Source organism: Prauserella sediminis, from assembly GCF_014195435.1.
Taxonomy (GTDB): Bacteria; Actinomycetota; Actinomycetes; order Mycobacteriales; family Pseudonocardiaceae; genus Prauserella; species Prauserella salsuginis.
In genome coordinates this window covers 1195443-1221419 of sequence record NZ_JACIBS010000001.1, presented here as the reverse complement: position 1 = coordinate 1221419, position 25977 = coordinate 1195443, and the positions used below count along the sequence as shown (strand labels likewise).

The 25977-nt window shown below is 67.4% G+C and carries 20 protein-coding genes; 12 read left to right on the top strand and 8 right to left on the bottom strand.

Annotation, left to right across the window (positions count from 1 at the left end):
- Window positions 1-19 precede the first annotated feature (19 nt).
- The 6 genes from FB384_RS05400 to FB384_RS05375 all read left to right on the top strand — a co-directional run bounded on the left by FB384_RS05400 (window position 20) and on the right by FB384_RS05375 (window position 12504).
- The gene (locus tag FB384_RS05400) at window positions 20-1192 is read left to right on the top strand and encodes an MCE family protein (protein ID WP_183785006.1); all 1173 of its coding nucleotides are present in this window, start codon (window positions 20-22) and stop codon (window positions 1190-1192) included.
- Complete coding sequence (locus FB384_RS05395) at window positions 1192-2454, top strand: MlaD family protein (protein WP_183779696.1); 1263 nt, start codon at window positions 1192-1194, stop codon at window positions 2452-2454. The genes FB384_RS05400 and FB384_RS05395 overlap by 1 nt, the downstream gene beginning before the upstream one ends.
- 54 nt (window positions 2455-2508) lie before the next feature.
- Window positions 2509-3366: a hypothetical protein gene (locus FB384_RS05390; RefSeq protein ID WP_183779694.1), complete on the top strand. Its 858-nt coding sequence runs from the start codon at window positions 2509-2511 to the stop codon at window positions 3364-3366.
- 55 nt (window positions 3367-3421) lie between these two features.
- The gene (locus tag FB384_RS05385) at window positions 3422-4597 is read left to right on the top strand and encodes a hypothetical protein (RefSeq protein WP_183779692.1); all 1176 of its coding nucleotides are present in this window, start codon (window positions 3422-3424) and stop codon (window positions 4595-4597) included.
- Window positions 4598-4982: 385 nt separating this feature from the next.
- Window positions 4983-8477 (top strand): DNA-directed RNA polymerase subunit beta, encoded by a 3495-nt coding sequence (rpoB, locus tag FB384_RS05380; RefSeq protein ID WP_183779690.1) that lies wholly within the window; start codon window positions 4983-4985, stop codon window positions 8475-8477.
- A gap of 115 nt (window positions 8478-8592) precedes the next feature.
- On the top strand, window positions 8593-12504 hold the full coding sequence (locus FB384_RS05375) for a DNA-directed RNA polymerase subunit beta' (protein WP_183779687.1): 3912 nt from the start codon (window positions 8593-8595) through the stop codon (window positions 12502-12504).
- Between the two features lie 205 nt (window positions 12505-12709).
- Here FB384_RS05375 and FB384_RS05370 read toward each other — a convergent pair whose 3' ends face one another.
- The gene (locus FB384_RS05370; protein WP_183779685.1) at window positions 12710-13249 is read right to left on the bottom strand and encodes a CGNR zinc finger domain-containing protein; all 540 of its coding nucleotides are present in this window, start codon (window positions 13247-13249) and stop codon (window positions 12710-12712) included.
- 74 nt (window positions 13250-13323) lie between these two features.
- Here FB384_RS05370 and FB384_RS05365 point away from each other — a divergent pair, with 74 nt between their 5' ends.
- Entirely contained in the window at window positions 13324-14004 is a 681-nt protein-coding gene (locus FB384_RS05365) for a haloacid dehalogenase type II (protein WP_183779681.1), read from the top strand.
- 13 nt (window positions 14005-14017) lie between these two features.
- Here FB384_RS05365 and FB384_RS05360 read toward each other — a convergent pair whose 3' ends face one another.
- From FB384_RS05360 to FB384_RS05330, 7 genes are all read right to left on the bottom strand, one after another.
- Entirely contained in the window at window positions 14018-15424 is a 1407-nt protein-coding gene (locus tag FB384_RS05360) for a hypothetical protein (protein WP_183779678.1), read from the bottom strand.
- A 3-nt stretch (window positions 15425-15427) separates the two neighbouring features.
- Window positions 15428-16540 carry a WXG100 family type VII secretion target gene (locus tag FB384_RS05355; RefSeq protein WP_183779675.1) on the bottom strand — a complete coding sequence of 371 codons (1113 nt, stop codon included), beginning with the start codon at window positions 16538-16540 and terminating at the stop codon, window positions 15428-15430.
- 2 nt (window positions 16541-16542) lie between these two features.
- Entirely contained in the window at window positions 16543-16863 is a 321-nt protein-coding gene (locus FB384_RS05350) for an ESX-1 secretion-associated protein (protein ID WP_183779673.1), read from the bottom strand.
- Between the two features lie 380 nt (window positions 16864-17243).
- Window positions 17244-17825, bottom strand: coding sequence for a YbaB/EbfC family nucleoid-associated protein (locus FB384_RS05345; RefSeq protein ID WP_183779671.1), 582 nt, complete (start codon window positions 17823-17825; stop codon window positions 17244-17246).
- Between the two features lie 264 nt (window positions 17826-18089).
- A complete protein-coding gene (locus FB384_RS05340) occupies window positions 18090-19241 on the bottom strand; it encodes a hypothetical protein (RefSeq protein ID WP_183779669.1) in 1152 nt (383 codons plus the stop codon).
- 11 nt (window positions 19242-19252) lie between these two features.
- Window positions 19253-19588: a type VII secretion target gene (locus tag FB384_RS05335; RefSeq protein ID WP_183779667.1), complete on the bottom strand. Its 336-nt coding sequence runs from the start codon at window positions 19586-19588 to the stop codon at window positions 19253-19255.
- Between the two features lie 137 nt (window positions 19589-19725).
- Window positions 19726-20397: a hypothetical protein gene (locus FB384_RS05330; RefSeq protein ID WP_183779666.1), complete on the bottom strand. Its 672-nt coding sequence runs from the start codon at window positions 20395-20397 to the stop codon at window positions 19726-19728.
- Between the two features lie 532 nt (window positions 20398-20929).
- Between FB384_RS05330 and rpsL the strand changes: the two genes are divergently transcribed.
- From rpsL to rpsJ, 5 genes are all read left to right on the top strand, one after another.
- Window positions 20930-21304: a 30S ribosomal protein S12 gene (gene rpsL / locus FB384_RS05325; protein WP_030532894.1), complete on the top strand. Its 375-nt coding sequence runs from the start codon at window positions 20930-20932 to the stop codon at window positions 21302-21304.
- Window positions 21304-21774, top strand: coding sequence for a 30S ribosomal protein S7 (rpsG, locus tag FB384_RS05320; RefSeq protein ID WP_183779664.1), 471 nt, complete (start codon window positions 21304-21306; stop codon window positions 21772-21774). Before rpsL ends, rpsG begins: the two co-directional genes overlap by 1 nt.
- 89 nt (window positions 21775-21863) lie before the next feature.
- Entirely contained in the window at window positions 21864-23963 is a 2100-nt protein-coding gene (gene fusA, locus FB384_RS05315; RefSeq protein WP_183779662.1) for an elongation factor G, read from the top strand.
- A gap of 126 nt (window positions 23964-24089) precedes the next feature.
- Window positions 24090-25283 (top strand): elongation factor Tu, encoded by a 1194-nt coding sequence (gene tuf / locus FB384_RS05310; RefSeq protein ID WP_183779652.1) that lies wholly within the window; start codon window positions 24090-24092, stop codon window positions 25281-25283.
- A gap of 370 nt (window positions 25284-25653) precedes the next feature.
- Complete coding sequence (rpsJ, locus tag FB384_RS05305; RefSeq protein WP_028848712.1) at window positions 25654-25959, top strand: 30S ribosomal protein S10; 306 nt, start codon at window positions 25654-25656, stop codon at window positions 25957-25959.
- Window positions 25960-25977 lie beyond the last annotated feature (18 nt).

Sequence of the window (25977 nt, the reverse complement as noted above, 5' to 3'; positions counted from 1 at the left end):
CGCGGGTGCGGCCGCCACGATGCTCGCCGTGTCCGGCTGCGGGTTCTCCGGCGTGTACGACCTCCCGCTGCCGGGTGGCGCCGACCTGGGCGACGACCCGTACCGCGTGAAGGTGCAGTTCCGCGACGTCCTCGACCTCGTGCCGCAGTCCGGCGTCAAGGTCAACGAGGTGTCGGTGGGCAGGGTCGAGCAGATCGGCCTGGCCCGCGACGGGTGGACGGCCGAGGTCACGCTGCTGATCAACAACGATGTCGAACTGCCGGCCAACGCGATCGCGAACCTGCGCCAGTCGAGCCTGCTCGGCGAGAAGTACGTCCAGCTGAGCCCTCCGGGCCAGGATCCGGCCGAGGCCGAACTGGCCGAGGGCGACACGATCCCGGTGGAGCGCACCGACCGCAGCGTCGAGGTCGAGGAAGTGCTCGGCGCGCTGTCGATGCTGCTCAACGGCGGCGGCGTGGAACAGCTGAACAACATCACCAAGGAACTGAACACCGCGCTGTCCGGCAACGAGCAGGACGTCAAGGGCCTGCTGCGCAACGCCAATCAGTTGGTGTCGGCGCTCGACGCACAGTCGGGCGACATCACCAGCGCATTGGACGGTCTGAACCGGCTGTCGATGAACTTGAAGGGGCAGAAGGACCGCATCGCGGGTGCCATCGACAACCTGGGCCCCGGCCTGGAGGTCCTGGAGCAGCAGCGCGGCCAGCTGGTGACGATGCTGCAGGCGCTGAACCGCGTGTCCGGTGTCGCGACGAGGACGATCAACCAGAGCCAGGAGGACCTGGTTGCGAACCTGAAGTCGCTCATGCCGGTGCTGCGCAAGCTCGGTGAGGCGGGCTCGGACCTGCCGAAGGCGCTCGAACTGATGCTCAGCTACCCGTTCACCGACCAGGCCGTGAAGGGCGCCAAGGGCGACTACTTCAACCTCTACGTCGACCTGGATCTGGACCTGCAGGAAGTGCTGGCCAACCTCGGCCGCAGCAGGCAGAACCCGCTCCAGGACGCCTCGTTGCCGGGCAACCTCACGTCACCGCGAGAGGGAACCGGCGACAACCCGCCGCCGCTGCCGCTGGGCGAATCGTCCGGACAACCCGGGTCGCAGCAGTCCGGGGGCCAGGACGGGCGGACCTCGCAACAGTCGTCGTCGGGCGTCGAGGGGATCTTCGAGAGCCTGTCAGGGGGCGGTAGCTGATGCTGGTGCGCAAGACCAAGATCCAGCTCGTGGTGTTCGTGATCATCTCGGTGGTCGCCGTCGTGTACGCGCTCGTGCGGTTCACCGACGTCGAGGAGACCTTCGGTCAGGGCGGCTACAGCGTGCAGCTGCAGCTGGCCGAGTCCGGCGGGATCTTCACCGGTGCCGAGGTGACCTACCGCGGCTTCAACATCGGTACCGTCGGCCCACTGAGCCTGACCGAGGACGGCACCGAGGCCGAGCTGGACATCGAAGCGGACGCGCCGCCCGTGCCCGCCGATCTGAAGGCCGTCGTGGCGAACCGGTCCGCGGTCGGTGAGCAGTACGTCGACCTGCAGCCGCGGAGTTCCGGTGGACCGTTCCTGGAGGCCGGTTCGGTCATCGACTCGCGGAACGCGACCACGCCCGTGCCGACGGAGAAACTGATCGGCGATCTGTCGTCGCTGGCCAAGTCGGTGCCGACCGATTCGCTGCGCACCGTCGTCGACGAGTCCTACGACGCGTTCAACGGCACCGGCCGCGACCTGCAGCAGCTGATGGACACCACGCAGGAGTTCACGAAGGTGGCCTCCGAGCATGTTCCGCAGACGGTGGAGCTGCTTGACTCGGGCACGAAGGTGCTGCGCACGCAGAACGAGATGGCCGGGTCGATGCGCTCGTTCAGTCGCGACCTGCGCAAGCTGTCGCAGACGCTGAAGGACTCCGACGCCGACGTCCGCAAGCTCGTCGACGTCGCTCCGCAGGTCGGCGACCAGGTGCAGCGGGTGCTGGCCGAGACCGGTCCGGGCCTGTCGGCGCTCACGGCGAACCTGCTGACGACGTCGAACCTGCTGGTCCCCCGGCAGGACGGGCTGGAGATGATGTTCATCGCCTACCCGATGGTGACCGGCGGCGCCTACTCGGTCACACCCGGTGACGGCACCGCGCACCTCGGCCTCGCGCTGAACCTGTTCAACCCGCCGTCATGCACCAAGGGCTACCGTTCGCCCGACGAGTACCGTCCCGGCAACGACACCTCCGAGCGGGATCCCAAGGGCGATGCGTACTGTGCCGAGCCGGTCGGCAGCCCGATCAACGTGCGCGGTTCGCAGAACGCGCCGTACCACGGCGTCCCGGTCAAGCCGAGCCAGCAACAGCTGGAGGAGAACTCGACGCGGGACGAGGAGGAGCTGGCCTCGCTGCGCGGCACCCCCGGCGTGGCCGGCAGCCCGGGGCTCGACATCACGAGCCTCGACCAGCTCGCAGGCCTGGCCCGGCCGTGAGCCGGTCAGGGCGACAAACAGCAAGCTGACACGACCGCAATACCCTGGAGCGTTATGAGTTCGGACGAGCCGGAGAAGGCCCGCGCCACCGGCGAGACGGAAGACGGCACCGGCGCGGCCGGGGCCGACGTTCCGGGGACCGCGGACGGCGACGTCGACGGTGCGGAAACGGTGGCGGCCTCGGAGTCGGCGGAGTCGGCGGAGTCGTCCGCCGACTCGGCGGCGGAGAAGCCGGCCGACACCGACGGCGATGACGACGTCGACAGCGGTGCCGACGACGGTGTCGCCGACGACGGCACCGAGGGCGGCAGCACCGAGGGCGACAGCACCGAGGGCGACGGCACCGAGGCCGAGGACGAGGCCGAGGACGAGGCCGAGGAGGGCCGGTCGGTGCCGCCGCGCTGGGCACTGCTGGGTGCGGCCGCGTTCGCGACGGCCGCGTTCATCGTGGCGGCGGTGTTCGGCGTGTGGTGGCTGGTGAGCGCGACCGGGGACGACGCCGAGGTCGCCGCGCAGCGGCAGGACGTCACGCGCGTCGCCGGACAGGCCGTCACGGCGTTCACCGAACTCGACCACACGAAGCTGGACGAGTACTTCAGCAGGCAGAAGGAACTCAGCACCGGCGAGCTGGCAAACCAGATCCAGCAGGCCGAGAAGACCTATCGCGAGGCGATCACCAAGGCGAAGTCGAAGGTGACCACGACCGTCCACGACGTCGCCGTCAGTGAGCTGAACGACCGCGAGGGCAAGGCGAGTGCCATCGTCGCCGCGAGCGCCGACATCAAGCGCGGCGACCAGGAGGGCATGAAGACCATGCGACTCGAGGTGCAGCTTTCGCGGGACGGCGAGGACGGCCCGTGGAAGGTGTCGCAGATCGGCGACGTGCCCGTCACCGGCGGCGGCCAGCAGTAAGCGCATCGCCCGGCGCCCACGAACCGCGCAGCAGCGCCCAGAACGGAGTCCTACCGTGTCACCGAACCGTCGTAAGCCCACCCCGCAGCAGCGGCCGACGCCGACGCGCCGTCCCAAGGTCGCGGGCCTGCGCAAGCCGGGTTCCACCGAGGACGTGGAGACATCTGAGCAGGCCGAGGCCGCCGACACCACCGACGCCACCGACGCCGCAGACACCACCGACACCGCGGAGGCCGCTGAAGCGGGCCAGTCCGCCGGGGCCGGCGACGCGGGTGGCGCCGGTCGAGCGGGGCGCGGTGCGTCGGCGGCATCGGAGCCGGAGGACGAGACGGGCCCGGTCGGTGACCGCGACAATGACAGCACCGACAGTGACAGCACCGGCGAGGACGGCGCCGGCGAGGACGCGGGGAAGCCGGCGCCGAGGCCGGGGCCGCGCCGGAAGGCCAAGGACGACGGGCGTGCGAAGCCGGCGAGTCTCGACGAGGCCGAGAGCATCGACGCCGAAGAGCCGGGAACGCCCGCGGTCGCGACGTCGGCACGCGGCAAGAACGGTAAGGGCGGCAAGGGCGGTACCTCGCGCAGGCGGCCGGGATACGCCGTGCTCGCGGTGCTGGTGGTCGCGGGCCTGCTGTTGGCGGGCGCCGCGGTGTTCTTCCAGATCAAGGGCAGTGAGGCGCGCGCGGCGACGTCGAACTCCGCACTGGTCGACGGTCCGGCCACGGCGGAGGTGAAGGAGGCGATGGGGAAGGCGGCCGAGCGTCTGTTCTCCATCGACCACAACAACCTCGACAAGACCGAGAAGGCCGCCGACGAGCTGCTGGCCGGTGGTGAGGTCAAGCAGAAGTACGACGCGCTCATGGGCGAGATCAAGCGGCTCGCGCCGGAGCAGAAGATCGTCGTCACGGTGCACGCCACGCGCAGCGCGGTCGTCAATCTCGACGACGAGCGCGCACGGGTCATGGTGTTCATCGACCAGGCGGCCACGCGGCCGTCCGACGAGCAGCCCGCCGTGGGCGGCGCGGCGATGTGGCTGGAGACACAGAAGCAGGGCGACACGTGGAAGGTGACCAACCTCGACACGTACGCCGCGCAGCAGCCGGCGCCCGCACCCGGACAGTCGCAGGACCCGTCCGGCGCGCCGCTGCCGGGAGATGGCCAGCAGGGCGGCCAGAACGGTGGTCAGCAGGGTGGTCAGGACGGCCAGAACGGCGGTGAGCAGGGCGGGAACTGATTCGGCTCGCTCCGGCGGCCGGACTGCCATACCGGTGGTCCGGCTGTCCAGAGCCGGGCACAGGTGATCTATTTCGTACTCGTCCGCCAGGCGCAACCGGCGTGTGAATGCTTGACTCAGCGCTCACGGGGGTTCACGCTTACAGGCAATGGCGAGCCTTGCGGGAGGCGAGCCGGAGACGAGCGAACGAGGCTGGGCCCCACGTCTTGGGCGTGCCCCCTCGACAACTCGCCGTCTTCCGGGCTAGACTGCTTCTTTGCGCTGCCCACTTTCAGGCTGCCCATTCGTGGTAGCTAGGATGGTCGGCACTACCGCACCCTTGACAGTTCGTGTTGCTCGTCGCTACGCGGCTGCTCAACCGCTTATGTCCCCGGAAGGACGCATCTTGGCAGTCTCTCCCGCGAATCAGGCCACTGCTGCGACCACCTCGACGCGCTCGTCAACGGGAATTCCAGGAGCACCGAAGCGGGTCTCATTCGCGAAGATCCGTGAACCGCTGGCTACTCCTGACCTGCTCGACGTGCAGATCCGGTCTTTCGAATGGTTCACCGGTTCCGAGGCGTGGTTCGAACGCGCCGTCAACGATGGCGACGAGAACCCGCTCGGTGGCCTCGCAGAAGTTCTGGGCGAGATCTCGCCCATCGAGGACTTCTCCGGTTCGATGTCCCTCTCCTTCTCCGACCCGCGCTTCGACGAGGTGAAGGCCTCGGTCGAGGAGTGCAAGGACAAGGACATGACGTACGCGGCGCCGCTGTTCGTCACCGCCGAGTTCGTCAACAACAACACCGGCGAGATCAAGAGCCAGACGGTCTTCATGGGCGACTTCCCCGTGATGACCGACAAGGGCACGTTCATCATCAATGGCACCGAGCGTGTCGTCGTCTCGCAGCTCGTCCGGTCGCCCGGCGTCTACTACGACCAGGCCATCGACAAGTCGACGGACAAGGACGTCTTCAGCGTCAAGATCATCCCGAGTCGTGGTGCGTGGCTCGAGTTCGACGTCGACAAGCGCGACACCGTCGGCGTGCGCATCGACCGCAAGCGCCGCCAGCCGGTCACCGTCCTGCTGAAGGCCCTTGGCTGGACGACCGAGCAGATCCGCGAGCGTTTCTCGTTCTCCGAGACGCTGCTCGCGACGCTCGAGAAGGACTCGACGGCCGGCACGGACGAAGCGCTGCTGGACATCTACCGCAAGCTGCGCCCTGGTGAGCCGCCGACGAAGGAGAGCGCGCAGACGCTCCTGGAGAACCTGTTCTTCAAGGACAAGCGCTACGACCTCGCCAAGGTCGGCCGGTACAAGATCAACAAGAAGCTCGGTATCGACCTGCCGTACGAGACCGGCACGCTGACCGAGGAAGACATCGTCACGACGATCGAGTACCTCGTCCGCCTGCACGCGGGCGAGGAGACGATGCAGCCCGGCGAGACCGAGGTTCCGGTCGAGACCGACGACATCGACCACTTCGGCAACCGCCGCCTGCGCACGGTCGGCGAGCTGATCCAGAACCAGATCCGCGTCGGCCTGTCCCGTATGGAGCGGGTGGTCCGCGAGCGGATGACCACCCAGGACGTCGAGGCGATCACGCCGCAGACGCTGATCAACATCCGCCCGGTCGTCGCCGCGATCCGCGAGTTCTTCGGCACCTCGCAGCTGTCGCAGTTCATGGACCAGAACAACCCGCTGTCGGGTCTGACCCACAAGCGCCGCCTCTCGGCGCTGGGCCCGGGTGGTCTGTCCCGTGAGCGCGCCGGCATGGACGTGCGAGACGTCCACCCCAGCCACTACGGCCGCATGTGCCCGATCGAGACCCCTGAGGGTCCGAACATCGGCCTGATCGGCTCGCTGTGCTCCTACGGGCGCGTCAACCCGTTCGGCTTCATCGAGACGCCGTACCGGAAGGTCGTCGACGGCCGGGTCACCGACGAGGTGCACTACCTGACCGCCGACGAGGAGGACCGCTACGTCAAGGCGCAGGCCAACGCGCCGCTGAACGAGGACGGTTCGTTCGCCGAGGAAGGCGTCCTCGGTCGCCGTAAGGGCGGCGAGGTCGAGCTGATCGACCCGCAGGACATCGACTACATGGACGTGTCGCCGCGGCAGATGGTCTCCGTCGCGACCGGCATGATCCCGTTCCTCGAGCACGACGACGCCAACCGTGCGCTCATGGGCGCCAACATGCAGCGGCAGGCGGTGCCGCTGCTGCAGTCCTCGTCGCCGCTGGTCGGCACGGGTGTCGAGCTCACCGCGGCCGTCGACGCCGGTGACGTGGTCGTCGCCGAGCAGGCGGGCGTGGTCGAGGAGCTGTCCGCCGACATGATCACCGTCATGCACGACGACGGGACGCGGAAGACCTACGGGCTCTACAAGTTCCGCCGCACCAACGCGGGTACGTGCTTCAACCACCGCCCGGTGGTCACCGAGGGCGACCGCGTCGAACAGGGCCAGGTGCTGGCCGACGGCCCGTCCACCGAGAACGGTGAGATGGCGCTCGGCAAGAACCTGCTCGTGGCGGTCATGCCGTGGGAGGGCCACAACTACGAGGACGCCATCGTCATCTCGCAGCGGCTGGTCCAGGACGACGTGCTCACCTCGATCCACATCGAGGAGCACGAGATCGACGCCCGCGACACCAAGCTCGGTGCCGAGGAGATCACCCGGGACATCCCGAACGTCTCCGAGGACGTGCTGGCCGACCTCGACGAGCGCGGCATCATCCGCATCGGTGCCGAGGTCCGCGACGGCGACATCCTGGTCGGCAAGGTCACGCCGAAGGGCGAGACGGAGCTGACGCCGGAGGAGCGCCTGCTGCGCGCGATCTTCGGGGAGAAGGCCCGCGAGGTCCGCGACACCTCGCTGAAGGTGCCGCACGGCGAGACCGGCAAGGTCATCGGCATCCGCGTGTTCTCCCGCGAGGAGGACGACGAGCTGCCCCCGGGCGTCAACGAGCTCGTCCGCGTGTACGTGGCGAAGAAGTCGAAGGTCCAGGACGGCGACAAGCTCGCCGGCCGGCACGGCAACAAGGGCGTCGTCGGCAAGATCCTGCCGACCGAGGACATGCCGTTCCTTCCGGACGGCACGCCGGTCGACGTCGTGCTGAACACGCACGGTGTGCCCCGTCGTATGAACATCGGGCAGATCCTCGAGCTGCACCTCGGCTGGCTGGCCTCACAGGGCTGGAAGGTCGAGGGTGCCCCCGAGTGGGCCGCGCAGCTGCCGGAGGACCTGTTGGATGTCGAGCCGGGCACCAACACGGCGACGCCGGTGTTCGACGGTGCGCGCGAGGCCGAGCTGATGGGTCTGCTGTCGTCGACCAAGCCGAACCGTGACGGCGAGCGCATGGTCGGCGAGGACGGCAAGGCGACGCTGCTGGACGGCCGTTCCGGCGAGCCGTACCCGTACCCGGTGGCCGTCGGCTACATGTACATGCTGAAGCTGCACCACATGGTGGACGACAAGATCCACGCGCGGTCGACGGGTCCGTACTCGATGATCACGCAGCAGCCGCTCGGTGGTAAGGCACAGTTCGGTGGTCAGCGCTTCGGTGAGATGGAGTGCTGGGCGATGCAGGCCTACGGCGCGGCGTACACGCTGCAGGAGCTGCTCACCATCAAGTCCGACGACGTGCTCGGCCGCGTGAAGGTCTACGAGGCCGTCGTCAAGGGCGAGAACATGCCGTCCCCGGGCATTCCGGAGTCCTTCAAGGTGTTGCTGAAGGAGCTCCAGTCGCTGTGCCTGAACGTCGAGGTGCTCTCCAGCGACGGTGCCGCCATCGAGATGCGCGACTCCGACGACGAGGACCTCGAGCGCGCCGCGGCGAACCTCGGCATCAACCTGTCCCGCAACGAGGCGCCGTCCGCCGACGAGATCGTCCAGGGTTAACGGCCCGCCATGGCCGCGGGGCGGTTCCACTGCGGATCCGCCCCGCGGCCGGCCAAAGGAAAGCCATGTGTCGTAACACTTTCTTCGTATTGCAACGTTCCGGAGGGGCGGACTAGTGCTGGACGTCAATTTCTTCGATGAGCTTCGAATCGGACTGGCCACCGCCGACGACATCCGCCAGTGGTCCTTCGGCGAGGTCAAGAAGCCCGAGACCATCAACTACCGCACCCTCAAGCCGGAGAAGGACGGGCTCTTCTGCGAGAAGATCTTCGGCCCGACCCGGGACTGGGAGTGCTACTGCGGCAAGTACAAGCGCGTGCGCTTCAAGGGCATCATCTGTGAGCGCTGCGGCGTCGAGGTGACCCGCGCCAAGGTGCGGCGTGAGCGCATGGGCCACATCGAGCTGGCCGCCCCGGTCACGCACATCTGGTACTTCAAGGGCGTTCCCTCCCGGCTGGGCTACCTGCTTGACCTGGCGCCGAAGGACCTCGAGAAGATCATCTACTTCGCGGCGTACGTGATCACGAGCGTGAACACGGAGCTGCGCCACAACGACATGCCGACGCTCGAGAGCGAGATCGGCGTGGAGCGCAAGAACATCGAGGCCAAGCGCGACTCCGACATCGAGGAGCGCGCGCAGAAGCTGGAAGCCGACCTGGCCGAGCTGGAGAACGAGGGCGCGAAGTCCGACGTCAAGCGCAAGGTCAAGGAGGGCGGCGAGCGTGAGATGCGCCAGCTCCGCGACAAGGCTCAGCGCGAGCTGGACCGCCTCGAGGAGGTCTGGAACACCTTCACCAAGCTCGAGCCGCGGCAGCTGATCGTCGACGAGCTGCTCTACCGCGAGCTCATCGACCGCTACGGCGAGTACTTCACCGGTGGCATGGGCGCCGAGGCCATCCAGAAGCTGGCCGAGGACTTCGACGTCGACGCCGAGGCCGAGTCGCTGCGCGAGGTCATCCGCGGCGGCAAGGGCCAGAAGAAGCTGCGTGCCCTCAAGCGGCTGAAGGTCGTCGCGGCCTTCCAGGCCACGGGCAACGACCCGCGCGGCATGGTGCTCGACGCGGTGCCGGTGATCCCGCCGGAACTGCGCCCGATGGTGCAGCTCGACGGTGGCCGCTTCGCCACGTCCGACCTGAACGACCTGTACCGCCGGGTCATCAACCGCAACAACCGCCTCAAGCGACTGATCGACCTCGGCGCGCCCGAGATCATCGTCAACAACGAGAAGCGGATGCTGCAGGAGTCCGTCGACGCGCTGTTCGACAACGGCCGTCGCGGTCGCCCGGTGACCGGTCCCGGTAACCGGCCGCTGAAATCGCTGTCCGACCTGCTCAAGGGCAAGCAGGGCCGTTTCCGGCAGAACCTGCTCGGTAAGCGCGTCGACTACTCGGGCCGTTCGGTCATCATCGTCGGCCCGCAGCTGAAGCTGCACCAGTGCGGTCTGCCGAAGGACATGGCGCTCGAGCTGTTCAAGCCGTTCGTCATGAAGCGGCTGGTGGACCTCAACCACGCGCAGAACATCAAGTCCGCGAAGCGCATGGTGGAGCGGTCGAAGCCGGCCGTGTGGGACGTGCTGGAAGAGGTCATCAGTGGCCACCCCGTTCTGCTGAACCGTGCTCCGACGCTGCACCGTCTCGGTATCCAGGCCTTCGAGCCGCAGCTGGTGGAAGGCAAGGCCATCCAGCTGCACCCGCTGGTCTGCGAGGCGTTCAACGCCGACTTCGACGGTGACCAGATGGCCGTGCACCTTCCGCTGTCCGCGGAGGCGCAGGCCGAGGCGCGCGTGCTGATGCTGTCGGCGAACAACATCCTGTCGCCTGCCTCGGGTCGTCCGCTGGCGATGCCGCGACTGGACATGGTCACGGGCCTGTTCCACCTCACCCGTCTCGACGAGAACGCGACCGGTGCGGGCAACGCGTACTCCTCCGAGGCCGAGGCGATCATGGCCTTCGACATGCAGCAGCTGGGCCTGCACGCGCCGATCAAGATCCGTGTGACGGACCGGCAGCCCTCCCGCGAGGACGAGCCGAAGCTGCGCGAGGCGGGCTGGGAGCCAGGTCAGTCGTGGCTGGCCGAGACGACGCTGGGCCGGGTCATGTTCAACGACCTGCTCCCCGCGGATTACCCGTTCGTCAACGAGCCGCTGGCGAAGAAGCGCCAGGGTGCGATCGTCAACGACCTCGCCGAGCGGTACTCCATGACGCAGGTGGCGCAGACCCTGGACCGGCTCAAGGACGCCGGCTTCCACTGGGCCACGCGCTCGGGCGTCACGGTCGCCATCTCCGACGTGCTCGTGCCGCCGGAGAAGAAGGAGATCCTGGACGACTTCGAGTCGAAGGCCGCCCAGGTGGAGAAGCGCTACCAGCGCGGTCAGCTCTCGCACTCCGAGCGCAACAACGAGCTCGTCAAGGTGTGGGGCCAGGCGACCGAGGACGTCGCCAAGGTCATGGAGGACCACTTCCCGGACGACAACCCGATCTCGATGATCGTGAAGTCCGGTGCGGCGGGCAACATGACGCAGGTCCGGTCGCTGGCCGGTATGCGTGGTCTGGTGTCCAACCCGAAGGGTGAGTACATCCCGCGCCCGATCAAGGCCAACTTCCGTGAGGGCCTGTCGGTGGCGGAGTACTTCATCGCCACGCACGGTGCCCGTAAGGGTCTGGCCGACACGGCCCTCCGTACGGCCGACTCGGGCTACCTGACCCGTCGGCTGGTGGACGTCTCGCAGGACGTCATCGTCCGCGAGGTCGACTGCGGCACGAACCGCGGCATCAACATGGTCGTCGGTGAGGACCTCGGCGACGGCCGCATCGTGCGCGGGCAGAACGTCGAGACGAGCGCCTACGCCCGTAGCCTCGCCGCCGACGCGGTGGACGCCTCCGGCAACGTGGTGCTCAACGCGGGCGACGACCTCGGCGACCCGGCGATCGAGAAGCTGATCGCCAGCGGCATCACCAAGGTCAAGGTGCGCAGCGTGCTGACCTGTGAGTCGTCGGTCGGTGTGTGCGCGACCTGCTACGGCCGTTCGATGGCCACCGGCAAGCTGGTGGACGTCGGCGAGGCCGTCGGCATCGTCGCCGCCCAGTCGATCGGTGAGCCGGGTACGCAGCTGACGATGCGTACGTTCCACCAGGGTGGTGTCGCCGGTGACGACATCACGACCGGTCTGCCGCGTGTCACGGAGCTGTTCGAGGCCCGTGTCCCGAAGGGCAAGGCGCCGATCGCCGACGTCGACGGCCGGGTGCGCATCGAGGAGAGCGAGCGGTTCTGGAAGATCACGCTTGTGCCGGACGACGGCAGCGAGGAGATCGTCTTCGACAAGCTGTCGAAGCGTCAGCGCCTCGCCGTCGGCCCGAACGGCCCGCTCGCCGACGGCGACCACGTCGGTGTCGGCCAGCCGCTGCTCGAGGGCACGCCGGACCCGCACGAGGTGCTCCGCGTGATGGGCCCGCGCGAGGCGCAGATGCACCTCGTCGAAGAGGTGCAGAAGGTCTACCGGGCGCAGGGCGTGGGTATCCACGACAAGCACATCGAGGTCATCGTGCGGCAGATGCTGCGCCGCGTGACGATCATCGACTCGGGTGCCACCGAGTTCCTGCCGGGCGAGCTGCCGGAGCGCACGCGCTTTGAGCAGACCAACCGGCAGGCGGTGGCCGAGGGCGGCGAGCCGGCCTCGGGTCGCCCGGTGTTGATGGGTATCACGAAGGCCTCGCTGACCACGGACTCGTGGCTGTCGGCGGCGTCGTTCCAGGAGACCACGCGGGTCCTGACCGACGCGGCGATCAACGGCCGTAGCGACTCCCTGGTCGGCCTGAAGGAGAACGTGATCATCGGTAAGTTGATCCCGGCCGGTACGGGCATCAACAAGTACCGCAACATCCAGGTGCAGCCGACCGAGGAGGCCCGGGTCGCGGCGTACGCGATCCCGTCCTACGACGACGGCTACTACACCCCGGACGTGTTCGGTACGGGTACCGGTGCCGCGGTGCCGCTGGACGACTACGACTTCGGTCGCGACTTCCGGTAAGCAGTAGCGAGAACGGCCCTCGGTCCACATCGGACCGGGGGCCGTTTCTCTTGTTGTGGGGCCGATTCTCTTGTGGCGGCCTTCCCGTACGCGGCTGTTTTCGTTCGCACGGTTGGTCAGCGGTGCTGTCGCAGGCGAGGGGCGTCCACGCCGAAACACAGCCAGTCGGGCTACGGTCGCGTCCGGCAGGGACGCGCTGATGGCGCTATCCCGCCGCGCGTCGCCGGGCGCGGTAGGCGGCGGCCTTGACGCGGTTGCCGCATTCGGCCATGCCGCACCAGGTGCGCCGCGCACCGCGAGAGCGGTCCAGGTAGAGGCGGGTGCACTCGGGGCGCGCGCATTCCTTGATCGGAGTCGTGGCGTCGGCGAGCACGGTGATGCCGCTGCGGGCGACGTGGGCCAGCGCAGCACGGATGCCACCGGTGATGCACATGCCGTCGTTGACCAGTTCGAGAGCCAGCGCCGGTCCGTTCGCGGCGGCATTGAGCACCTCCACGTCGCCGGGGTCGAACGGATGACCGCGGGTGCGTGCGAGTGCCAGGCTGTACACCGCCTCGCGCAAGGTGATTGCCGCGTCGAAACTCTCCAGGTCTGCCGCGATCTCCGCCGGGAGTTCCTCGCAGGCGCGCACCCATCGTTCCAGGTCAGCAGGGCCTTGCACGAGGTCGACGGGTTCCGTCCGCCGATACCCGATGGTCGCCGCCAGGTCGAGTGCCGGATCGCCGCTGACGAAGGAGAAGTGCACGTCACCATCTTGACCGGTGACGCGGGGGAACGCAAAATCGTCACCAGTTGAAGCGGTGACGGTGGGAGGGTGGCATGGAGGATGTCGATGCGGTGGTCTTCGACGTGCTGGGCACGTTGGTCGACGAACCGGGAGGGATCCGGCGAGCGATCCGCGAAGCGGTTCCGGACGCGGGAGACGACCGGGTCGCCGAGCTGCTGGCGACGTGGCAGCGGCACATCGAGGGCGAACAGCACCGGATCGTTGCCGGTAAGCGTGGCTATGCGAGCAGTGCCGCCCTGGATCGAGAAGCGGCCGAACGGGTGGCCGGCGACGCGAACATCGCCGATGGTGCGCTCGTCGACCGGTTGGCTCAGGCAAGCCGTAGCCTGACGCCGTGGGCGGACTCGGTCGACGCGCTGGCCCGGATCGCGTCGCGAAAGCTGGTCATCGGACTGTCCAATGCGGACCGTTCGACATTGCTGTGGCTGAGTGCCGATGCCGGATTGCAGTGGCATCAGGTGCTGTCGGCCGACGAGGCCGGGACGTACAAGCCGGCGGCGGAGGTCTATCGCATGGCTGTCGACGTGGTGGCCCGCCTGCCGGAGCGTGTGCTGATGGTCGCCGCGCACGCGTGGGACCTTCGAGCAGCGCGGGCCGTCGGCATGCGCACGGCGTACGTCGCGCGTCCGGTGGGCGATCCGCCCGCGGAGACCGACGTCCTCGATGGCGAATTCGGTGGACTCCACGAACTCGCCGCGGCGCTCGGCACGTGATCAGGGCGGCCGATCATTCCGGTCGCGTCGTGGGCTCTTGGCTCGGATCCCGAGGTGCGGAGGAGACCTGTGGCTGCGCCGACGAGCCGCGGGCGAGGATGAACGGCAGCACCAGGAAGGCGAAGCAGACCAGGCCGACCACGATGGACCAGAACGGCCCCCAGCCCGTCATCGGTTCGTCGGGGAATCCGACCCAGTCGATCGGTAGTGCCGGGAAGTGTCCCTCGATTACGTCGCCGACCTCGCCGCCGCCCAGGCCGACCTGGTGTGTCCGGCCCTCGACCGTGTACTCGCCGACGGCGTTCGGAGATTTGCGGTCCTGGGCGGAGGTCCATTCGAGCTCCGAGATGACGCGCACGTCGACGCTCTTGGTCAGTCCGGCCGCCGTGGCGACGCCGTTGATCAGGTTCACGCTGCCGTAGCCGAACAGTCCGAGCAGCAGCGCCACCCCGGCGATCGCGATGCCGATGAAGCCCAGGGTGGAGATCTGCGAGGACTTCTGTTCGTCGACTTCGGCCGCCGACGGCGGGGGTTCGGCGATCAGGTGGTTCTCGCCCTCGACCTGAGCCTGCACGGTTGTCGCATGATCCGCCTGAGCAGGCATCGCCCCGGTCACTGCCCCGGCCACGGCCCCGGCAGGTGCCGCTCCCGGGATGCAGTCGAGGAGTCCGAGCATCGTGTTGACGGTCTCGGTGGCCTCGAAGGGATCGATGCGGCCGGGTGACGTGGTATAGAGCAGGCCGGATTCGAACGTGTATCTGTGCGGTTGCCTGCGCTGCCGGTCGAGCAGCCACGACGTGGCATGGGCGTTCAGCATCCGTGCTGCCGCGGCGTGGTCAGTGGTGAACGCGGCGAGGTGTTGGTTCGCCGGGGCGGAGATCGCGGCCTGAACCCAATGATCCTGCCGCTGGGCGACCGTGGCAGGCGGTTCCTTGATGATCGGGGCGCCGAGCAGGGCTACCTCGCTGTTCGGGTCCAGCGGCTTGCCCATCAAGTCCGTGTCCCGCCGCTCGGCGACCTTGAGAGGTGGGAGGTCGGCCGTAACGATGTCGATGCGGTGCTCGTAGTGCGTGTTGACGTGGCGGCTGGCCGACCGCTGGCGTATCGACGCCTCGCTGATGCGCACCCGCCACGGGCCGCGGGTGAACTCCACGGCAACGTCGAATCGCGGCTTGCGCCGCACCGAGAACCGGCGCAGACCACGGGTCGTCATCTCGAACGGCGGCCATAGCGCGGCCGACCAGCCGTCGGCCTGGCCGCGGGTCAGCACGGCGCCGTTCAGCGGCGCGGCCATCTCCCGGAGTGCGGCGACGTGGACGTCGTCCTTCCGCCGGTCCTTTCGCGTGGCGAGGTACTGGCCGCCGAAGCCGATGGCCGCCAGGCCGAGCAGCAGCGGCCACATTTTGAGCAGAGTTTCCATGCCTCAGATGTCCAGGTGGTCTTCGGTCTCGCTCTTCGACTGGTCTTCGCCGATTCCCTCACCCTCAGCGGCTCCGGCGATCTTGCCGAGATTGCCGACCAGCTTGCCCTTGCCGTTCGGACCCATTCCGACCTGGTCTTTGAGCGAATCCGTGCCCGCTTCCCACATGGACCTGCCCAAGCCCTGTTGCAGTTGTTCCCCGACCAGGCCGTTGCTGCTCAGTAGTTTCTCCCGGGCACCGGCGCTACCGTCTCTGACCGCCAGGTCGGCCAGACCGCTCCGCATCCTCCGATGGTCCATCGCCTGGCGAACGCCCTGCTTGAGGTTGCCCATCCTGGTCCGCATCCTGCGCAGGAAGTCCATGACCTTGTTCAGCACGTCCTTCAGCTTCTGGACCATGCGGGACACCCGGCTGCCCGTGCTCGCCGCACGGACCCCGGTGGCCGTTCCCGCGGCGGCGGTGGAGGCGCCCGCGGTGGGCACCGCGGCAGCGAGTGCCGGAACCCAGATCATGATCAGCCAGGTGATCAGCTCCGTCAGGATGGCCTTGATGAACTCCTCGATGACCGTCATCACCATGCTGGACATCTGGAGCATCGACGAGAGGTCGCCCGCCTGACCGGCGACACCGTCGATGCCCTTGGCGAAGTCGGCGAGCTTGGTGCCCGCCGCCTCGGATGCCTCGCCGCCCCAGTTCTGCAGCGACGATTTCAGTTCCTCACTGAACTTGTCGCTCAGCTTCTGGACGCCTTCGCCGATGGCCTTGAAGTTGTCGGCCGCCTGCTGCAGCGCGGGGCCGTCGCCGCTGACCATGTGGATGGCGTCCTGGATCGGCTGGCAGACGGAGATGAGGAAATCCAGGCCCTGCCCGACCAGCCAGCCGATCGGATCAGCTGCGATCGACGCCGCGCCGGTGCACGAGGAGATGAAGCTCGTGCCCTCGGAGAGCAACCCGCCGATCTCGGAAGGGTCCGCACCGTCGGTGAGCTTGCCGCCCGCTTCGAAGGTCTTGAGCGCTCCGCCGACGAACGGGGTGGACTCGAGCGCCGTCTTGCCCACACTCTTGTCGCCGGTCGTGATTTCGACGCCGCCGGCCTCGGTCTTCTCCTCCGCCATGGCTACTTGCCCCCCATGTCGATGTCGAACGTGTCCAGGAGTTCCTTCACGGCCTGCTCCTTGTCGCGATAGCCCTTGGCCGCGTTCTTGAACTTGTCCTCACCGGACGCGAAACCCTCGTCGAGGCTGGTGAACAGGTCTTTGAGATCGCCGAGCATCTCCTTGTAGTTGTCGAAGACGAAGATGCCGACGACGCCCCAGGACTCGTTCGAGACATCGGCTTTGTCGACGAGGCCGGAGATCTGGTTCGCGGTCTGCCGCTGACCGCCCAGCTTTCCGGCATAGGTATCCAGTTCGTCCGCATTGACGTCGAAGCCGCTCATGGCCCCCTCCTCGTTGCCTGCCGTCGCGCGCGGCGCCTGCGGCGGCTCGGCGCGCGTCTGCCAGGACATGATGCCGTTTCGGTCTCGGACGCGACAGCCGACCGTGCCCATCGGCGGTGCAGACCTCGGACGTGTGGTGCTCGTCGGCCGGACGGAGGAGTGTGTACGCCGACACCCACCCGCACCTACCGGACCGTGCCGCGGGACGAATATGCGTCAGCCGCTGACGGCGTGAACGCCGAAAGGGCGGCGCCCGCCAGCTGCGAGCGCCGCCTCGAAAGGGTGGTGGCGATTCCCGGCCGTCGTCACGAGCGGTGGGCCGGGAGCCGTGGGTTGTCGATGCCGATCCGGTTGCCGATCTCGCCGTGGGCGAGGTCGGCTCAGCGGTCGTCCTCGTCGAACAGGTTCTTGAGGAACTCGTCGCCCGCCGAACCGCCGCCTGATGCGGCCGGGGGAGCGGCGCGGCCGTCGTCCTCTTCGCCGAAGACGCTCTGGCGGGAGTAGTCCTCCTGGTACTCCTCCTCGACCGGAACCTCCCTGCGCACCGGCTGTTCCTCGGCCATGCGCTGGCGCAGTTCCTCGGCCGGGATGCCGAATGCCTCCGCCTGGGTCTCGATGACCTGGTCGGTGGCGTTGATGCCCATGCCGCCCATGTGGTTGTCGACGATGCCCGCCTGCTTGCGCGCGGCCTCGGCGACGGCCTCGGAGAGGGTCGACTTGATGGCGGCCGCGAGCGCCTGCGGCGGCTGGTTCATCGCCTTGTCGGTGAGCTGCAGATCCTTGATCGCACCGCCCGGACCGGCGACGACGGTGACCGAACGGTCGGCGTTCGAGGCCGTCGCCTCGAGCTCGGCCAGTTCGCTCTGCATGTCTGCGACGCCGGCCATCTGCTGGTCGACGTGCTTCATCTTCGACTGGAACTTCTCGAACTCCGCGACGAGCCGGTCGAACTCAGCTGACACGTTGCTTCTCCCTCGACGAAAGGTGTGGACGGCGACTACGGGATGGGACGCCTCATCCGGGGCGGCAGGTTCCATCTTCCCCGGTATGCCGCTCGTGAGCGGGGTGGCCCGGGCACATCGTGCCCGACCGGCCGGCGGGCACGGACGGAGCGTACGCCCGCGACACCGTCGTGGCCGGGATGCGAGACGGCCGTCCTCCCACCGCCGTGGGGTGCGCAGCGCGCGCCGGAAGGTCGGGGGAGGACGGCCGTGGTGGTGCGGACGTCACATGCGCAGGTTGTCCTCGGTCTCCTCGGCCGACGCGCCACTGCCCGTGTTCGAGCCGTCTGCGGCTTCCTTCAGACCCTGCGTGTTGTCGGTGAGCTTGCCGTAGTGGTCGTTGACGAGCTTGGCAGCCTGGAGCGGATCGTCGCCGGGAGGGCTCGTCGGGTCGATACCGATGGTCTCCTGCGCCAGCTTGCCGGCTCCCGCCTTGCCTGCCTCGGCGGCGATCTTCCCGATCTTGCCGGCGTTCGTGGTGATCTCGGCGAGTTCGTCGGCCTTGCCCGCGAGGGTGTTCGGTTTGACGCCGAGCCGCTTGCCCAGCTTGACCATCGTCGACCCGAACTTCTGGAAGAACGCGAAGATGTCGTCGAGGATCTTGCCCAGCTTGCCCAGCTTCGAGGTCACCTTCGAGATCGTGGCGGCCGCCTTCGGGGCCGTGGCCGCGCCTGCCGCCGCCGTCGAGGCACCCGCCGTCGGCACCGCGGCCGCGAGTGCGGGCACCCACAGTGCGATGAGCCAGCTGACGATCTCGGTGATGATGGCCTTGATGACCTCCTCGATGACCTTCATGAGCATCGAGGACAGCTTCAGGATCTCCACGACGCCGCCCGCGCTGGTCGACACGCCGTCGATGCCCTTGGAGAAGTCGGCGAGCGCGTTCTTCGCCGCGCCGGCCGCGTCACCGTTCCAGTCGGCCAGGGCCTCGTCGGCGACCCGCCGGAACTCGTCCGCGTACTCGACGAGTCCGTCACCGATGCCCTGGAAGTCCTGTGCGGCCTTCTCGAGTGCGGGGCCGTCGCCGGTGACGGCGTGCAGTGCGTCCTGCAGCGGCGTGATCAGGTTCAGCAGGAAGTCCAGGCCGTGACCCACGAGCCAGCCGACCGGGTCGAGCACCGCAGTCGCCGCCTCGGTGCCGCACTCGGCGATGAACGCCGCCGTGTCGGTGGCGCAGTTGGCCCCGTGCAGCATGACGTCGGCCGCGTCCGGGTCGTCGGGAAGGCCCTGCCAGTAGTTGCTGACGGTGTCGACGCCCTTGATGGCGGTCTCGACACCGGGAGTGTTCTTGGCGACGTCCATCGCGTAGTCGCCGAACCCCGATTCCTTGTCCGCGTTCAGGCTGATGTCGCCTGCGACGTCGTTGACCTCGGTCATGGCCGTCCTCCTCAGACCCGCGGGGTGTCGGTCGTGTCGATGCTGCCCTGGTAGTCGCCGAGGGTCACGACGTGCTGATCGTCGTTATCGCGATACGCCTTCGCGGCCGTGGAGATCTTCTCCGACGTCGTGTCGAGGCCCGTCTTGAGCGCGTCGATCAGGTTCTTCAGTTCGGCGAGGGCCTCGTCGTACTTGCCCTTCGTCATGATTCCGACGACGCCCCACGACTCGTCGCCGACATCGGCGCGGCCGGTGAGCTCTTCGAAGGTGCTGGCCTGGTCCTTGAACGACTTGAGGTTGTTGCCGTAGCCCTCGAGGGCTTCGATCTCGACGTTGAATCCCGTCATACCCGCCTCCTGGAAACTCTGACCGTTTCGACCGCCGTGTCCGGTGAACGGTTCCCTCGGGATGGAAATTCGTCGGCCGTGCCCGCCTCGGACGGTCGCGAGCACGGCCGCGACGGCCGTTCCTGGCCGGGCGGCGTTCAGCGGGGTGGTTGCTGTTGCGCGGCGAGGAGTCGCGCGATCTGGGTGAGCAGTTCGGCGTTCCGGAACAGTCCGTCGGGGTCGAGCCGCTGCGCGGCCAGCGTGTGGATCACGCCGCCCTCGAACGTGACCCGCGGCATCATGCGACTGCGCCGGTTCGCGGTGAAGATCGCGGCGAGTTCGGGTGTGACGATCCGGCGGGCGAACGCCTCGTCGGGACACAGCACCCGCAGCCGCTCGTCGGCGAACCCTTTCAGTGCCGGCAGCCTGCCGCCGGTTTCCGGGTCGACCCCGTAGCGCATGTACTCGCCGATCATGAGGTACGGGGCGTCGGCGGGCAGACCGCTCGGCACCTGGATGTTGCCGGTGTATCGCATCTGAACGTTGGCCCCACCCGTGCGCCACTCGGCTGCGACGACGGGGTAGCCCGCATACGGGAACTCCACCGCGTAGGTGAACGGCTTGCCGGTCACGCGGTCCTTCTCCGGGAAGACGCCGAAGCTGGGCTGAGTTCCCTGGTCGTAGTAGTGCTCGACCGCCCCGATTCGGCGGGCGAACTCCTCCCTGCTGACCTTTTTCTTGCCCGCGTTCCGCCGGGAAACGGCGAACGCGACGACCGCGCCCACGGCGCACAGCCCCAGTAGAATGATCATCAACGTCGCCGGATGCATGCCCCTGAGACTCCCCTCGGTTCCGATGCGTTCCGCCCGTGCCGGCGCGCGGATCGGCCCGAGATGCTCGAAACCGGCGGCCTGTCGCGTTAAGCTGAGCGTCGGCATCTCCGCGTCTGCGCGTACACGAATCTCACGCCGACCCGAGCGGTGATCGCGGTACCGTACCCGATGACCACCGCCGTCGTAGCCGGCCGCCGGGGCCGTTAGGGACCCCCGAGTCGTCGCTGTCGGCACGGGCGGGTATCTTTGACATCTGTGCCCGGCACGCTGCCGGGCTGCTCCGTGCGCCGAAGTGCTCACGGGCCGGATTTTCATGTCCGGACCGCGTCAGCAGCACTCTGCAGCACAACGGTGGATCGGAGCTCCGGAAGTCGTAACTCCGGAAACCTCGACGGGAGTTCACGGGTCATCATGACCCTGATGCGGGCCGACACGCCCGACCGCGGGGACCGGGGAGACAGAGCCACACACAGACAGAGCCACAGTAAAGCTGCAGAAGCTTTTACAGACGCGAGAGAAAGCTGGTCCATTGCCCACGATCCAGCAGCTGGTCCGTAAGGGCCGCCAGGACAAGGCTGCCAAGCAGAAGACCGCGGCGCTCAAGGGGAGCCCGCAGCGGCGCGGCGTGTGCACCCGCGTCTACACCACCACGCCGAAGAAGCCGAACTCCGCGCTCCGCAAGGTCGCGCGTGTCCGGCTGACCAGCGGCATCGAGGTCACCGCCTACATCCCGGGCGAGGGCCACAACCTGCAGGAGCACTCGATGGTGCTCGTGCGTGGTGGTCGTGTGAAGGACCTCCCCGGTGTCCGCTACAAGATCGTCCGCGGTTCGCTCGACACGCAGGGCGTGAAGAACCGTAAGCAGGCGCGCAGCCGGTACGGCGCTAAGAAGGAGAAGAGCTAATGCCCCGCAAGGGTCCGGCCCCGAAGCGGCCGCTGATCGCTGACCCGGTCTACGCATCGCCGCTCGTCACGCAGCTGATCAACAAGGTGCTGACCGACGGCAAGCGCTCGCTGGCCGAGCGCATCGTGTACGGCGCCCTGGAAGGCGCTCGCGAGAAGACCGGCACCGACCCGGTCGTCACGCTGAAGCGCGCCCTCGACAACGTGAAGCCTTCCCTCGAGGTGAAGAGCCGTCGTGTCGGTGGTGCCACGTACCAGGTGCCCATCGAGGTCAAGCCCGGTCGCTCGACGACCCTTGCGCTCCGCTGGATGGTCACGTACTCGCGCCAGCGCCGTGAGAAGACGATGGTCGAGCGCCTGCAGAACGAGCTGCTCGACGCGAGCAACGGCCTCGGTGCCAGCGTGAAGCGCCGCGAGGACACGCACAAGATGGCCGAGTCCAACAAGGCCTTCGCGCACTACCGCTGGTGAATCGCCACCACTGAAGCAAACCGACGCCCGGTCGACGTGAATGATCGAGCCAGTGCCGGGCCCCACGCTTGAGACAGGGGAACATTCAAGTGGCACGTGACGTGCTGACCGACCTGAAGAAGGTCCGCAACATCGGCATCATGGCCCACATTGACGCCGGTAAGACCACCGCTACCGAGCGGATCCTGTTCTACACGGGGATCAACTACAAGCTCGGTGAGACCCACGACGGTGCGTCGACGATGGACTGGATGGAGGAGGAGCAGAACCGGGGTATCACCATCACCTCGGCTGCCACCACCACGTTCTGGGGCGACTACCAGATCAACATCATCGACACCCCGGGCCACGTCGACTTCACCGTCGAGGTGGAGCGCAGCCTCCGCGTGCTCGACGGCGCGGTCGCCGTGTTCGACGGCAAGGAGGGTGTCGAGCCCCAGTCCGAGCAGGTCTGGCGTCAGGCGGACAAGTACGAGGTCCCGCGCATCTGCTTCGTCAACAAGATGGACAAGCTGGGCGCCGACTTCTACTTCACCGTCGGCACGATCGAGGACCGCCTCGGCGCGAAGCCGCTCGTGCTGCAGCTGCCGATTGGCGCGGAGTCGGACTTCGAGGGCGTCGTCGACCTCGTCACCATGAAGGCTCTGACCTGGCGTGGTGACGTCAAGAAGGGCGAGCAGTACGAGATCGAGGACATCCCGGCCGACCTGGCCGATCGTGCCGCGGAGTACCGCGAGAAGCTGATCGAGCAGGTCGCCGAGTCCGACGAGGAGCTGCTCGAGAAGTACTTCGGCGGCGAGGAGCTGACCGAGGCCGAGATCCGTGCGGGTATCCGCACGCTGACGATCGCCCGCGAGGCCTTCCCGGTGCTCGCAGGCTCCGCGTTCAAGAACAAGGGCGTGCAGCCCATGCTCGACGCGGTCGTCAACTACCTGCCGTCGCCGTTCGACGTGCCGCCGGTTCAGGGCACGCTGCTCGACGGCGAGACGCCCGCCGAGCGCAAGCCGTCGACGCAGGAGCCGTTCGCGGCGCTGGTGTCGAAGATCGCGGTCCACCCGTTCTACGGCAAGCTGACCTACATCCGCGTGTACTCCGGCAAGGTCGGCTCCGGCACCCAGGTCATGAACGCGACGCGGGAGCGCAAGGAACGCATCGGGAAGATCTTCCAGATGCACTCCAACAAGGAGAACCCGGTCGACGACGCGCAGGCCGGCCACATCTACGCGGTTCAGGGCCTGAAGGACACCACCACCGGTGACACCCTGGCGGACCCGCAGAACCCGATCGTGCTCGAGTCGATGACCTTCCCGGAGCCGGTCATCAAGGTCGCGATCGAGCCGAAGACGAAGTCCGACCAGGAGAAGCTCTCGACCGCGATCCAGAAGCTCGCGGAGGAGGACCCGACCTTCCGGGTCAGCCAGGACGACGAGACCGGTCAGACGATCATCGAGGGCATGGGCGAGCTCCACCTCGAGGTCCTCGTCAACCGGATGAAGAGCGACTTCAAGGTCGAGGCGAACATCGGTAAGCCGCAGGTCGCTTACCGTGAGACCATCCGCAAGACGGTGGACAAGTTCGAGTACACCCACAAGAAGCAGACCGGTGGTTCCGGTCAGTTCGCGCGGGTGATCGTCAAGCTCGAGCCGCTGACCACCGGCGATGGTGCTCTCTACGAATTCGACAACCAGGTGACCGGTGGCCGCATCCCGCGGGAGTACATCCCGTCCGTGGACGAGGGCGCGCAGGACGCCATGCAGTACGGCGTGCTGGCCGGCTACCCGCTCGTCGGGTTGAAGCTCACCTTGTTGGACGGTGCGTACCACGAGGTCGACTCTTCGGAGATGGCCTTCAAGGTCGCCGGCTCCGTGGCTCTCAAGGACGCCGCGCGGCAGGCGAACCCGGTACTGCTGGAACCGATGATGGCCGTCGAGGTCACCACACCCGAGGACTACATGGGTGACGTCATCGGTGACTTGAACTCCCGCCGTGGCCAGGTCCAGGCCATGGAGGAGCGGTCTGGCACGCGCGTCGTCAAGGCGCTCGTGCCGCTGTCGGAGATGTTCGGGTACGTGGGCGACCTGCGGTCGAAGACCCAGGGTCGTGCCAACTACACGATGGTCTTTGACTCCTACGCCGAGGTTCCGTCGAACGTCGCGAAGGAGATCATCGCCAAGGCGACAGGGGAGTAACTCCCACCAGCACCCAAAGCGGGCGGAAAAGGGGCCTCCCCTACGGTCCGCACAACCGACCAGATCGAGTCGCAATCGGCGCAGCCACGCCGGGAGCGAGCAAGTACAGTCCAGGAGGACATTCCAGTGGCGAAGGCGAAGTTCGAGCGGAGCAAGCCGCACGTCAACATCGGGACCATCGGTCACGTTGACCACGGCAAGACCACGCTGACCGCGGCGATCACCAAGGTGCTGCACGAGCGCTACCCGGAGCTCAACCAGTCGCGTGCGTTCGACCAGATCGACAACGCGCCGGAAGAGAAGCAGCGCGGTATTACGATCAACATCTCGCACGTCGAGTACGAGACCGAGAAGCGTCACTACGCGCACGTCGACGCCCCGGGTCACGCCGACTACGTGAAGAACATGATCACGGGTGCCGCCCAGATGGACGGTGCGATCCTCGTGGTCGCCGCCACCGACGGCCCGATGCCGCAGACGCGTGAGCACGTGCTGCTCGCCCGTCAGGTCGGTGTGCCCTACATCGTCGTGGCGCTGAACAAGGCCGACATGGTCGACGACGAGGAGATCCTCGAGCTCGTCGAGATGGAGGTCCGTGAGCTGCTCTCCGAGCAGGAGTTCCCGGGCGACGACGCCCCGGTCGTGAAGGTCTCGGGCCTGAAGGCGCTCGAGGGCGACGAGCAGTGGTCCGACGCCGTCATCGAGCTGATGAACGCCGTCGACGACAACATCCCGGACCCGGAGCGTGAGGTCGACAAGCCGTTCCTGATGCCGGTCGAGGACGTCTTCACGATCACCGGCCGCGGCACGGTCGTCACCGGCCGTATCGAGCGTGGCGAGATCAAGCTCAACGAGGACGTCGAGATCGTCGGCATCCGCGAGAAGGCCACCAAGACCACGGTGACCTCGATCGAGATGTTCAACAAGCTGCTCGACGCCGGCCAGGCCGGTGACAACGCGGCGCTGCTCCTGCGCGGTATCAAGCGTGAGGACGTCGAGCGTGGTCAGGTCATCGTCAAGCCGGGCACCACGACCCCGCACACGGAGTTCGAGGGCTCGGTCTACATCCTGTCCAAGGACGAGGGTGGCCGTCACACGCCGTTCTTCAACAACTACCGTCCGCAGTTCTACTTCCGGACGACCGACGTGACCGGCGTCGTGACCCTCCCCGAGGGCACCGAGATGGTCATGCCGGGCGACAACACCGAGATCTCGGTCAGCCTGATCCAGCCGATCGCCATGGACGAGGGTCTGCGGTTCGCCATCCGTGAGGGTGGCCGTACCGTCGGCGCCGGCCAGGTCACCAAGATCAACAAGTAATTCGCACCCCCGGGTGCGGGAGCCATATTTCGGTATGGCATCCTATTTAGGTTGCTCGACGCGGGGCGGCCGATTCTACGAGTACACGGGAATCGGCCGCCCCGGCGCGAGCGTCCTGGGCTCACAGCGGCAGTAGTCGAATGTGAGTCGGGAGTGATCCGCCTGCCTTTCCGGCAGTGATCACTTCATAGAGCAAAGACCTAGGGCACAACAATGATCCTGCGGGATCCGTCTGCGCGACAAGGGCGACACGCCCGACCGCGTGGACCGGAGGCCGGATCGTTGACGTGCGGAAACCTCCAACTGGGTCCGATAAGGACCTTGCGAGGCTTCAGACAAGCGGCACGAGACGAAGGAACGAGCTGCCACCATGGCGGGACAGAAGATCCGCATCCGGCTCAAGGCCTACGACCACGAGGCGATCGACTCGAGTGCGCGCAAGATCGTCGAGACGGTCACGCGCACCGGCGCCTCCGTGGTTGGGCCGGTGCCGCTGCCCACTGAGAAGAACGTTTACTGCGTCATCCGCTCGCCGCACAAGTACAAGGATTCGCGCGAGCACTTCGAGATGCGCACGCACAAGCGGCTGATCGACATCGTGGACCCGACGCCGAAGACGGTCGACGCGCTCATGCGCATCGACCTGCCGGCCAGTGTCGACGTGAACATCCAGTAAGCGTTGGGCGAGCGGCGG